The following is an 11,534-nucleotide window of genomic DNA, read 5'->3' on the forward strand; positions in this document are numbered from 1 at the left end:
TCGCCAGTTTGCTGAGCTCGCGGGATAAATCTGTCTAGAAAAACCGCTCGCTCTGATCCATAAAAAAATTTGCGACAAAGCCCAACAAAGCCCCTTATTGAGGTTAATGAGAAATACGGTTGTTGTCAGCGTCAAACGCAAACGCACGTTGGTCGTCAAAATCCAGTTCGATGTTCGCGCCAATCGCTGTGCTGTCCTGTCCAAAAAGACGTACGGTCAAAGCTTCCTTTTGCTCGGTAGAGACCAGCAAGTTTGTATCACCGCCAAGCCGTTCCACATGGGTCACATGCCCCTTTATTCGACCTTTCTTGACCAACTTCAGATGCTCTGGCCGTACACCAAGCGTTCCGTTTTTTGGTAAGTTTATAGGTGCCGATTTCAGAAAATTCATGGCGGGTGAACCAAGAAACCCTGCCACAAACCGGTTCGCAGGATTATTGTACAGCTCCATCGGGCTTCCGACTTGTTCCACGCGACCATCGCGCAAAACCACGATCTTGTCGGCGAGGGTCATGGCTTCGGTTTGATCATGTGTAACGTAGATCATCGACGCGCTGAGTGTGCGGTGCAATTCGGCGATCTCAATGCGTGTATTCATCCGAAGGGCGGCATCCAGGTTGGATAACGGCTCATCAAACAAAAACAGTTTTGGTTCACGTACAATCGCCCGGCCAATGGCGACCCGCTGTCGCTGCCCGCCGGATAAATCGGATGGACGTCGGTCGATATAGTCGTTGAGATCCAGCATCTGAACAGCTTTTCCAACCCGCTCGTCAATCACTGACTTAGGTTGTTTTTCCTGTTTTAGACCAAGAGCCATGTTGTCGCGTACACTCAGATGCGGGTAAAGCGCATAGGATTGAAAAACCATTGCAATGCCGCGCTTTGCGGGAGGGACGTTGTTCACGACATCACCGCCGATGCTGACAGTACCGCTTGTTGCGTCTTCAAGCCCCGCTATGACACGCAGCAGTGTTGACTTGCCGCAGCCTGATGGCCCAACAAAAACAACAAACTCCCCGTCATCGACAGTCAAATTGATGTCTTTCAGAACCTCAACGGACCCGAAGGATTTGTTTATATTGGTCAAGGTCAGAGCGGTCATTTAGGTCTCTCCTAGCTCTATTGGGTGGCCGCATCGGATGCTTTCATCAGCAGCCAGACAAATCGCCAATGATTGAACGGCGTCGTTCATATGCCGGGTCAAATCGATATCGTTCAAAATTGCATCGATCATGAAGGCTTGTTCGGCGTCGCACAGCTCTTGGTGGCCGGGCTCGTTGGGCATTTCTATGTACTGATCTCCGGTGCGACGATGGACGAGGATAGAGCCGACTTTGGTGTGTCCATCGATGTTATCTGACGCGCCCTTGTTGCCATCCGATATCGAAACAGCACCGTTGGGTGACACTACGTCTTTCACAAAGAATGCTGTTTCAGACATCATGGGACCCCAGCCTGCCTCATACCAACCAAGAGATCCGTCTTCGAACCACACTTGCAAATGGCCGTAATTGTACATCTCTGGCGCAATCTCATCTGAGAGACGCAGCCCCATGCCGCTGACACGGACAGGTTTGGCATCTGTAATCTGGCACATCACATCGACGTAATGCACGCCACAGTCCACGAGGGGGCTGGTGGTTTGCATCAAGGCCTTATGGGTATCCCATGTCTGGCCATCTGATTGCTGGTTGAGGTTCATCCGAAAGATGTAAGGTCCACCTAAATTCCGCGCCTCTTGGATCAGCCGTTGCCAGCTGGGATGATGGCGCAGGATGTACCCGATGACCAGTTTGCGTCCAAGGCGTTCGGCCATTGCAACAACGCGACGTGCATCTTCCAAATTCGTGGCCAACGGTTTTTCGACAAAAACATCCGCGCCGGCTTCCATAGCCGCAATCGCATAACTGGCATGGCTGTCGGAATAGGTCGCGATACAGACCAAATCCGGTGCCTGTGCCAACCCTTCTTCGAATGTGTTGAATTGAGGGTAATCCGAGAGTTCATCCGCCAGCGCTACGGTTGAGCGGTTAACGAGGCCAACAATCTCGGTGTTTGGATGAGCGTGATACGCAAGTGCGTGGCTTCGCCCCATATTTCCAAGCCCGGCAACCACGACCTTCATTTCACTGCCCCCGACGTAATGCCTCGGATCAGTTGGCGCGAGAAGACAACGTAGAGGGCCATAACTGGCAAAATGGCCAGCGACAGTGCAGAGAGCACGGCGTTCCAATCGGTGACAAACTGGCCAATGAAGACTTGGCTGCCCAGGGTCAGGGTTTTCACCTCTTCTGCGGGGGCAATGATAAGCGGGAACCAGAGATCGTTCCAAATCGGGATCATGTTAAAGACAGCAACAGTTGCCATGGCTGGACGGACCAAAGGAAGGACAAGCCGGAAGAAAATACGGTACTCGGATAAACCGTCAATGCGGCCTGCATTTTTGAGATCATCACTAACTTGTCGCATGAATTCGGACAGGATAAACACGGCCAAGGGCAAGCCCTGCGCAGTGTAAACGAGGATTAGGGCCCAAAGCGTGTTCACCAGGCCGGTCTGAACCATCATTTCCAGAATGGCGACGGTACCGATGCGGATCGGGATCATGATACCCAAGGCCAAATACAGTCCCATCAAGGTGTTACCCTTGAACCGGTATTCCGCCAAAGCAAATGCCGCCATAGCCCCGAACAGCAAGATAAAAAACAGCGATCCAACGGTGACGATCATGGAATTCTGAAAGTAGAGGAAGAAGTCACCCTGTTTAAGAACAGTCTCGTAGCCGATAAGTGAAAAGCTGTCAGAGTTCGGTAATGCAAGAGGTTCGCGAAAGATTGCTTTGCGGGTCTTGAAGCTGTTGATAACGATAACGAAGACCGGAAACAGCGCGATTAAAGTGTACAGGATCAAAGCGCCGTGGGCGGCGAAACTATTCAGGCGATTTTGACGCGCGGCGTTCATATCAACCTCCTCAGAACTGATAGCGGCGCATGCGCGACTGGATGCCGAAAAGGTAGAGACAAACACCGATTAGGATAATGGCGAACATCCCCGATGCGATGGTCGACCCCATGTGGGGATCGCCCAATTGCAGCTGGAAACCGAAGAAGGTGCGATACATGAAAGTCCCAAGGATATCGGTCGAGAAGTCCGGACCCGCAAGCGCACCTTGGGCCGCGTAAATCAGATCAAATGCATTAAAGTTTGCCACGAAGGTCAGGATCGAGATGATCCCAATGGATGGCAGGATCAACGGCAATTTTATTTTCCAGAAGGCCGAAGAGCCTGTGATGCCTTCAACCTCTGCTGCTTCAAGAATTTCGTCCGGTATTGACAGCAGGGCTGCATAAATCAGCATCATCGGGATGCCAACAAATTGCCAAACTGAGACCAGCGAAAGCGCCGTTAAGGCATAGGCTTCTTTGCCCAACCACGGCGCATAGAGTGATTTCAACCCAACCGCACCCAGCATTTCTGGTGCAATGCCCCAGATAGGTGAAAGAATGAGTTTCCAGGCAAAACCAACAATCACAAAGCTCAGGATTGTCGGGATGAAAATCGCCGACCGGTAAAAGCTCGTAAACCGCAATTTGGGATGACTTAAGATCGCCGCAAGTGCGATACCGATCGGATTCTGAACCAGCATGTGGATCATAAAAAACCACATATTATTACCCAGAGCATTCCAGAATTGTTCTGACCAGACAGGTTCACCAAACAAAGTGTGGAAGTTCTGAAGGCCGACATAGACACGCTCTTGATCGACCTCGGTGAAGAATGACAAGCGCAGCGTGTTAAACAGCGGGTAGATCATCACAGCCGTGTAAACCAGCACAGCAGGCGCAAGAAATACGACAATGTGCCAACGAATCTTGGGCTTCGTGTGTGCGTCTGACATGACACTCTCCTGTCGCTAGTCGGAATTTCTTGGAAGGTTGCGAACTGAAACGATGGATTTGCGTCCCATAGGATGCGCACTGATGGAAGCGCATCAAGGAGCATTCAGCAGTGGACTGGCGTTAAGTCATATTGATGTAGGCCCTGCCCCAGTTGGAAGGAATGCCGGGGCAGGATGCTGTTGTCGAAGGTTTATTTGTGCGGCTCATACCAGCTGGTAAGACCGTCCTGCAGACGCTGACCTGCGGCTTCAGGGGTCTCCTCGCCTTTGATCACAGCCACTGACGCGTTCCATGTTTCATTCTCAAGATTTGGCGTGCCACGCGACAAGATTTGATATGTGGAGCGAATGGAGCTTTCACATTCTCCGCGCCACGAAATGAACTCCTGCGCCAAGGGGTCATCCAGTGAAACAGGGGCGGAAGACAGCGGGAAAAATCCCGGCAGGGCATTTGCAAAAATCGTCGCAAACTCAGGTGAGCCTACCCAATTCAGGAAAACCTTTGCCGCATCGGCATTTTCTGTAGCCGCGTTCATTCCGATGCCAATATCTGTGTGATCCGAGATATAGCAGGTGTCGCCTTCATTCTGTACAGGCGGGTAAAAGGCACCCATCTCAAAATCAGCCAGACCATTGAATCCAGAGATTTCCCAAGAACCAGTCGGGTAGATCGCGGCACGCCCAAGCGTGAAAATGTTCTGGCTATCAGGATAGGTTTGGGCTTCAAATCCATCACCCAGATACTCGCCCCATTTGGCCAACTGACGATAAGGAGCAACCCAAGCTTCGTCGGTTAGTTTTTGGTCACCTGCGAGCAGCGCCAAACGCCCCTCCTCACCCTTCCAGTAGTTCGGACCAATGTTGTTGTAGCCCATTGTTGCCGCTTCCCATTGGTCGTTAGTACCCATCGCCATTGGGATATAATTGCCGTCCTCCTTGATCTTGTCCAAGGCCGCAAAGAACTCTGCTTCCGTCTTGGGCACATCGACGCCAACTTCGGCGAAGGCATCTTTATTGTAGATAAAGCCATGTATCACAGACGCCATTGGGACACAGAATTGAACAGCTGCATCATCAGTGCTCCAACCCGATTTAGCGACTGGTGAGAAGTTGGACATGCCTTCCAATCCAGTGATGTCAGCCAGATGCCCGGCTTCATATAGCGCCAAAGAGGCGTCGAATGGGCGGCAGGTGATGATGTCGCCTGCAGAACCCGCATCTAGCTTAGAATTGAGCACCGCATTGTATTCAGCTGGCGCGGATGGGGTGAAATTCAGCTTGATACCCGGGTGTGCCGCCTCAAATGCAGGGATGATCTTTTCCTGCCAGATCGCAAGGTCATCGTTGCGCCAGCTTTCAATAGTCAACGTTACATCCTGTGCCGAGACTGCTCCGCCGACTAGCGTTGATGCGAGCATGGCGCCGATTAAAGCAGGTGTTTTCATGGTCTTCTCCCTAATTATTCAATTGCGTCTTGGTTTGATGAAAGTGATTGCAAACACGGGCCAAGATGGCCGTAATATGTGTTGAGAAGTGTTGACGCAGCACTAGGCGACAACCCGCCCGCAACGAGAATGGCAGTTTTTACGTGCCCGTTGGACTGCCGCAAAGCACGGTCGGCTTCGTCCTGCGAAACACTTGCAATGTGTGAAACGATATAAGCTGCGCGTTTCGTCAGTTTGGCGTTGTCGGCAACCAGATTCACCATCATTCCTTGGTAAACATGCCCGAGATTGGCCCCCATTAGAGAGGACATCAGATTGAGAGCAACTTTCTGAGCAGTCCCTGCGCCCATGCGCGTTGACCCGGCGATCACTTCAGATGGCGTCTCCAAGTGTATTGCGACATCTGAATGCTCTAGCAGTGGCGCATCCCGATTGTTGGCAATTCCGATAACAGTTGCACCGCGTTCTTTCGCTGAAAGCGCTGCTTGCAACGCATATGGTGTCGTACCGCTTGCACTTAGAACAATCAGGGCATCGCCGGGACTTACGCTTCGCGCGACGTCTTTGGCTGCTTTGGTATCGTCTTCGGTAGCCCCAGGCATGCGTCCGTCGACAGGAACTCCGCCCGCCATGTGGATTTTTACAAGATCAGGTGAGATCCCAAAAGTGCCCGGCAATTCACATGCATCCGCGAGCGCCATCAGACCAGAGCTTCCAGCCGCCACGTAGATAATGGAATTTTTGCTGCGTATAGCCTTCGCCATGCAATCCGCACCCAGGACGAGTGCCGGTCCGGCTTTGCGAACAGCCCCCAGCGCATCAACCTGAACATTCAACATCAAGTCCACCGCTTCTAGCGCTGGAATGGCATCAATTACCTTACTATCGGTCAAAGTTTCTGTGGCTGGCAGCGACATGCGAATCTCCCTGCCTAGATTAATACCTTTTAGATACCTTTTGTCTACCATTTTCTTTTTGAGCTGGTTTTCGTGAAAAAATAGATACCATTAACTGCCATATGCTCAAAATAGGTCTATCTTTCTTTCGAAAGGTATTATAAAGGTATCTTATGTCTGATTCAGCATACACTTTGATTATTGGCGTTGATGGTGGCGGCACGGGGTGTCGAGCGGCCATTGGCACTACAAGGGATGGAGTATTGGCGACTGCACAGGGCGGCCGCGCAAATGCATCATCAGACTTTGAACTAGCAATCAGAAACATTAACGCGACAGTCAGCGAAGCCGCTGCAATTGCAGGCCTATCTGAAGATCGGTTATCAGATGCATCAGCCCATTTAGGATTGGCCGGTGTAATGACGCGACGAGACGGGCTGCGCGTTTCTGATGCGTTGCACTTCAACAAATCAATTGTCACAGACGACCGGACAACCGCCCTTTACGGCGCACTCGGCGGAAAGGACGGTTTTTTGCTGTCGGTTGGCACCGGGACAATTGCAGCTGCCAAAAAGGGTGGCGTAGACAAGGCCGTCGGCGGTTGGGGTTTCCAAGTGTCCGACCAAGCGTCCGGAGCATGGCTCGGACGCAAAGCACTTGAACAAGTCTTGCTGTGTCATGACGGTCTCGCGGAGCATACCAATCTGACCCGCGCTTTGCTGTCCAAGTTCGACAGTAATCCGTGCAAAATTTCGTCATTTAGCACGAATGCAAAACCTGGAGATTTCGGCGCGCTTGCGCCCGAAATAGTTGCTGCTGCTCGCGGAGGTGACCAATGGGCGCGGTCAATTATGCAATCTGGGGCAGATCATTTGCTGCGGTGTCTTGAAGCTTTAGAATTCCAATCTGGTCAACCGATCTGCATGACCGGCGGTGTTGGTCCACATTACGCAGATTACCTGCCACCTATGACCCTTATTGGCAGACAAGGATGTCTCGGCAGCGCGCTCGATGGTGCGTTCCAACTTGCAAAACGTGCCGTAGTAAATACCGAGGAGGCCGCATCATGAGCGTTGTCGATTTTCTCACTCCTGAAAAATGGCTGCAACCCGATGGTGGTCCTCGCTACGTTCAACTTCGAAAGCGATTGAGCGAAGGGGTTGATCAGGGACTGTTAAAAGCTGGCAGTTCGTTGCCCCCCGAGCGCGAGATTGCGACGATTACTGAGTTATCCCGCGTCACGGTACGTAAGGCAATCCAAGCCTTGGCTGAAGATGGCATCATTGTCCAAAAGCAGGGCTCTGGATCGTTCGTTGCCTCGGACGCACCGCAGATTGAGCAATCTTTGTCACGGCTCACTTCTTTCAGCGAAGACATGTCTCGCCGCGGCATGGTTTCATCAAGCGTTTGGCTTGAACGAGGCGTTTTCATGCCTTCGCCTGATGAAGTGTTGGCACTTGCATTAACACCTGACGCTTCGGTTTCAAGGATTGCACGGTTGAGAACCGCGGACGACAAACCCATGGCAATCGAACGTGCATCGCTTTCGACCGAAGTGCTGCCGAACCCACTAATGGTCGAGACATCGCTATATGACGTGCTTGAACAATCTGGGTTGCGCCCCGTGCGCGCCTTGCAAAAGATTTCAGCCATCAATCTTGAAGAAGAAAATGCCAACCTACTGGACGTAGCCCCAGGAATGGCAGGACTGCGCATTGAGCGTACGTCCTACCTGGCGGACGGCCGCGTCGTCGAATTCACCCAATCCATATACCGCGGAGATGCCTACAATTTCGTAGCTGAGCTTCGCCTTGCAAAAGAGTAGCCGCGTCAAATGACACACACACAGACCCAAATGCGTCGCGAAGTTCTGGAAATCCCCATAGCGGCAGAACGCCTTCTGAGCGAAGGCCGAGACGATGTACGTCGTGCCGCTGACGCGGTGCGGAAACAGAATCCGAAGTTTTTGGTCAGCGTCGCGCGCGGTTCGTCAGATCATGTAGCCACCTATCTCAAATATGTCTCCGAGCTATTGATGGCCAGGCCAATCGCATCCATCGGCCCGTCTATCGCCTCGATCTACAACCGCCAATTGGAGCTGAATGGCAGCGTGTGCCTTTCGGTTTCTCAGTCTGGAAAAAGCCCTGATATTGTCGAGATGGCTAGGATGGCACGCGCAGGTGGCGCATTGTCGGTCGCGATGACCAACCACCCGGCCAGCCCTTTGGCGATGGTCGCAGATCACACGCTTAACCTGCATGCGGGCCCGGAACTCAGCGTTGCCGCCACCAAAACTTTTGTGAATTCAGCAATTGCTGGAGTTTGGCTGCTTGCTGAATGGGCTGAAGATGAAAAATTGATTGGTTCGATTGCAGACCTTCCGTCCCGTCTTGAACAAGCCGTCAAAATGGATTGGCCCGAGGCGCGTTCAGCACTCAGCGGACGGAACTCCATTTTTTGTTTGGGTCGCGGCCCTTCTTGCGCCATCTCCAACGAGGCCGCGCTTAAGTTCAAAGAAACCTGCCAAATTCACGCTGAATCATACTCCTCCGCCGAGGTACTGCATGGCCCGGTCTCCATTGTCGATGGCGGGTTCCCCGTTATCGCGCTTGCCGCCCAAGATGAGGCCGAGCCTGCACTCGCCGCAGTCGCAGACGTGATTGCGAGCAAAGGGGCCAGCGTTTTTGCGACCAGCACACAAGTTGAAAGTGCAAATCGATTGCCTACCGTGCGTACAGCGCATCCACTGACCGATCCAATCACGTTGATCACAAGTTTCTATGCGATGGTCGAACGGGTAGCGACTGCGCGCGGCATCAATCCGGATGCGCCGCGCCACCTCCAGAAAGTGACCGAAACGGTATGAGCGCTATCACGAAAGCCTTTGTCGGAGCAAAGATCCATGACGGCCAGGACCTATATGAAAATCATGCTCTGATTGTTCATGACAACGACCGTCTGAGCATTGAGCGGCTGACTTCGCTTCCGTCTGATTACCCCCGCGTGCAGTTGGCTGGGGGGACTATTGCGCCCGGATATGTCGACCTGCAGGTAAATGGCGGCGGCGGGGTCATGTTCAACGATGAGCAATCGGTCGATACATTGCGGACAATGGCGCAAGCGCATGCCTCCATCGGAACAACTGCCTTTCTACCAACTTTGATCACCGACACACCCGAAAGGACGCGAGCTGCCATAAAGGCGACGCAACAAGCTATTTCAGAAAGGGTGGACGGGATCGTCGGTATTCACCTTGAGGGGCCTCATCTTTCGGGTGCGCGAAAAGGGGCGCATGACGCAAAACTGATCCGCTCAATGTCCGAAGAAGACATGGCTGCAGTGCTTGCTGCCGCAGAGACACTGCCAAATGTCATGATGACCGTCGCACCGGAAAACACGACGCTTGCACAGATACAACGGATGGCTGACGCTGGGATCATCGTCTCGTTGGGACACACTGATGCAGATTTCGAAACCTGCATCTCCGCCTTTGATGCAGGCGCGAAATGCGTGACTCACCTATTCAACGCCATGAGCCAAATGGGTAATCGTGAACCCGGTCTGGTCGGCGCGGCGCTACATCACGATGAAGTTTATGCAGGTCTCATTGCCGACAGTATTCATGTCCATCCGGCCGCTATGCGGATCGCTTTGGCGGCTAAGGCAAACACGGACAGAATTTTCTTGGTTACCGACGCCATGGCGAGCGCCGGCTCTTCGATTAAAAGCTTCCTGATCAATGACCGTCGGGTGCTCAGAAATGAGGGGAGGCTGACATTGGAGAACGGGACGCTTGCCGGTGCGGATCTCGAATTGACGCAAGCAGTGTCTGTGATGGTCAACACAGTGGGAGAAAGCCTGTCCAGTTCACTGGCCCGGGCCACATCTGTGCCAGCAGGTCTTTTGAATACTGCAAATGGTCAGGGCAGACTTACGGATGCATCGCAAAAGGTGCTCTACATCCAAGATGACCTTACCCAATTTGTATCGTTGCCCCTCCGTTCTGCGGCTTGGTCCACTTTAAAACCGAAACACAATTCGCAAGTAAAAACTTAGCAAAGTTCAACTACACACAGTCGCTGCAATACGGTTTGGCGACCTAGGAGATGCTGCCAATGCACTTCGAGACGCTCCAATCTATCAGTTTGAACGGCGATCCCAACAAGCCAAATGATGATCGATTTGGGTCAACATCGACGCTCGCCTGGGTCATCGACGGCGCAACTGATCTAGGCAAGCCTGGTTTGCTGGGTCAGCAAGGGGGGGCGTCTTGGCTTGCGTCGACTGCGAACGCTGCGTTCTCAATGACCCAGGAAGATCAAATCCACACCACTTGCCAAACAGTGTTTGAGAGGATCGACGCCCAGTTTCACCATCAAAGGTCGCGCGATGTGATAGCCGATTGGGAAATTCCGAAAGCAGCATTTGCCGCAACCCAAATTGTAGACGGTACATTGGAATTTGCTTGGGCCGCTGACTGCCCAATTCTGCACAAATCAGGGAATAAGATCAATTGGTGCACCGGCGAACCGGACGCAAGCGCAGAGGTCTCTGAAGCGAAAGCATTAGGTGAGGGTATTGGCGCAGCCCACGAGATGTCAGGCGCCGTCCTCTCCGATCGCCGCGCGCATCGCGCCCGCGCAAACCAAATAGCGCTTAGTGCTCTTGCCGGCGCCTCGGCAGGTGTTACGCGTTTTTCAAGTTTTCCAATTTCGAGCGGCGATGAATTGATCCTGATGAGTGACGGTTTTGCAAGCCTCGTCAGCGATTATGCCAGATACACTGGGAGAAGTTTGATAGAGGCTGTGAGAGCCCGGGGATTGGCTGATCTCATGATTGAATTGCGCAGAATCGAACGAGCTGACGCTGCTTGTTTAAACTATCCCAGATTTAAAGCGAGCGACGACGCTACCGCCCTTTGGCTAAGGGTAGCGGGTTAGCCAATTTCGGTGTTGTCACGAGTTGTGTCACAAACTTTTGGTTCAGATAGGGTGTTGTCACATTCAGCCGGTGATAATTGCAGATAGTGGTCCTTATGGATAGTCAGCGCTGATGAGTACTCCGTCGATCAGCTACAAACGTCACCGCTTTCCGCCCCAGATCATTGCACACGGTGTTTGGTTTTATTGCCGGTTCAATATGAGCCTTCGCGAAGTTGAGAAATTGCTCTTAGAACGCGGTATCGACGTGTCGTACGAAACGATCCGGCGGTGGATTGCAACGCAAATCTGCCGAGAGGGCACGCACGCCGTCAGAGCAGCAATACAGCGATCGCAAGCTTCGGTCGCGGAG

General features: G+C 52.6%; 11 protein-coding genes and 1 pseudogene. 6 read left to right on the forward strand and 6 right to left on the reverse strand.

All coding sequences use genetic code 11. The features are described 5' to 3' along the window. Positions 1-103: 103 nt before the first annotated feature. From HW561_RS22785 to HW561_RS22810, 6 genes are all read right to left on the reverse strand, one after another. Positions 104-1,105, reverse strand: coding sequence for an ABC transporter ATP-binding protein (locus tag HW561_RS22785; RefSeq protein ID WP_176867649.1), 1,002 nt, complete (start codon positions 1,103-1,105; stop codon positions 104-106). Then, the gene (locus HW561_RS22790; protein ID WP_176867650.1) at positions 1,106-2,128 is read right to left on the reverse strand and encodes a Gfo/Idh/MocA family protein; all 1,023 of its coding nucleotides are present in this window, start codon (positions 2,126-2,128) and stop codon (positions 1,106-1,108) included. Next, positions 2,125-2,964: a carbohydrate ABC transporter permease gene (locus HW561_RS22795; protein WP_176867651.1), complete on the reverse strand. Its 840-nt coding sequence runs from the start codon at positions 2,962-2,964 to the stop codon at positions 2,125-2,127. Before HW561_RS22795 ends, HW561_RS22790 begins: the two co-directional genes overlap by 4 nt. Positions 2,965-2,974: 10 nt before the next feature. Then, positions 2,975-3,901, reverse strand: a complete 927-nt coding sequence (locus HW561_RS22800; RefSeq protein ID WP_176867652.1) for a carbohydrate ABC transporter permease — start codon at positions 3,899-3,901, stop codon at positions 2,975-2,977. Between the two features lie 191 nt (positions 3,902-4,092). Beyond that, positions 4,093-5,319, reverse strand: coding sequence for an ABC transporter substrate-binding protein (locus tag HW561_RS22805; RefSeq protein WP_408015411.1), 1,227 nt, complete (start codon positions 5,317-5,319; stop codon positions 4,093-4,095). A 41-nt stretch (positions 5,320-5,360) separates the two neighbouring features. After that, on the reverse strand, positions 5,361-6,263 hold the full coding sequence (locus HW561_RS22810; protein ID WP_176867654.1) for an N-acetylmuramic acid 6-phosphate etherase: 903 nt from the start codon (positions 6,261-6,263) through the stop codon (positions 5,361-5,363). A 152-nt stretch (positions 6,264-6,415) separates the two neighbouring features. On the opposite strand from HW561_RS22810, the gene HW561_RS22815 reads away from it, so the two are divergent. From HW561_RS22815 to HW561_RS22840, 6 genes and pseudogenes are all read left to right on the forward strand, one after another. Beyond that, entirely contained in the window at positions 6,416-7,312 is an 897-nt protein-coding gene (locus tag HW561_RS22815) for a BadF/BadG/BcrA/BcrD ATPase family protein (RefSeq protein ID WP_176867655.1), read from the forward strand. Beyond that, complete coding sequence (locus HW561_RS22820; protein ID WP_176867656.1) at positions 7,309-8,067, forward strand: GntR family transcriptional regulator; 759 nt, start codon at positions 7,309-7,311, stop codon at positions 8,065-8,067. The genes HW561_RS22815 and HW561_RS22820 overlap by 4 nt, the downstream gene beginning before the upstream one ends. Before the next feature lie 9 nt (positions 8,068-8,076). Next, positions 8,077-9,108: an SIS domain-containing protein gene (locus tag HW561_RS22825; protein ID WP_176867657.1), complete on the forward strand. Its 1,032-nt coding sequence runs from the start codon at positions 8,077-8,079 to the stop codon at positions 9,106-9,108. Further along, positions 9,105-10,298, forward strand: coding sequence for an N-acetylglucosamine-6-phosphate deacetylase (gene nagA / locus HW561_RS22830; protein WP_176867658.1), 1,194 nt, complete (start codon positions 9,105-9,107; stop codon positions 10,296-10,298). The genes HW561_RS22825 and nagA overlap by 4 nt, the downstream gene beginning before the upstream one ends. 59 nt (positions 10,299-10,357) lie before the next feature. Beyond that, entirely contained in the window at positions 10,358-11,182 is an 825-nt protein-coding gene (locus HW561_RS22835; protein ID WP_176867659.1) for a protein phosphatase 2C domain-containing protein, read from the forward strand. A 112-nt stretch (positions 11,183-11,294) separates the two neighbouring features. Then, positions 11,295-11,456, forward strand: a pseudogene (locus HW561_RS22840) (IS6 family transposase); the annotation flags it as partial. Positions 11,457-11,534: the final 78 nt, after the last annotated feature.

This window comes from Ruegeria haliotis (genome assembly GCF_013377785.1).
GTDB lineage: Bacteria > Pseudomonadota > Alphaproteobacteria > Rhodobacterales > Rhodobacteraceae > Ruegeria > Ruegeria haliotis.

Coding starts and splice junctions, on each gene's coding strand:
- HW561_RS22810 (WP_176867654.1), bottom strand. CDS start 6,263: ATGTCGCTGCCAGCCACAGAAACTTTGACCGATAGTAAGGTAATTGAT.
- nagA (WP_176867658.1), top strand. CDS start 9,105: ATGAGCGCTATCACGAAAGCCTTTGTCGGAGCAAAGATCCATGACGGC.
- HW561_RS22805 (WP_408015411.1), bottom strand. CDS start 5,319: ATGCTCGCATCAACGCTAGTCGGCGGAGCAGTCTCGGCACAGGATGTA.
- HW561_RS22815 (WP_176867655.1), top strand. CDS start 6,416: ATGTCTGATTCAGCATACACTTTGATTATTGGCGTTGATGGTGGCGGC.
- HW561_RS22825 (WP_176867657.1), top strand. CDS start 8,077: ATGACACACACACAGACCCAAATGCGTCGCGAAGTTCTGGAAATCCCC.
- HW561_RS22790 (WP_176867650.1), bottom strand. CDS start 2,128: ATGAAGGTCGTGGTTGCCGGGCTTGGAAATATGGGGCGAAGCCACGCA.
- HW561_RS22795 (WP_176867651.1), bottom strand. CDS start 2,964: ATGAACGCCGCGCGTCAAAATCGCCTGAATAGTTTCGCCGCCCACGGC.
- HW561_RS22800 (WP_176867652.1), bottom strand. CDS start 3,901: ATGTCAGACGCACACACGAAGCCCAAGATTCGTTGGCACATTGTCGTA.
- HW561_RS22820 (WP_176867656.1), top strand. CDS start 7,309: ATGAGCGTTGTCGATTTTCTCACTCCTGAAAAATGGCTGCAACCCGAT.
- HW561_RS22835 (WP_176867659.1), top strand. CDS start 10,358: ATGCACTTCGAGACGCTCCAATCTATCAGTTTGAACGGCGATCCCAAC.
- HW561_RS22785 (WP_176867649.1), bottom strand. CDS start 1,105: ATGACCGCTCTGACCTTGACCAATATAAACAAATCCTTCGGGTCCGTT.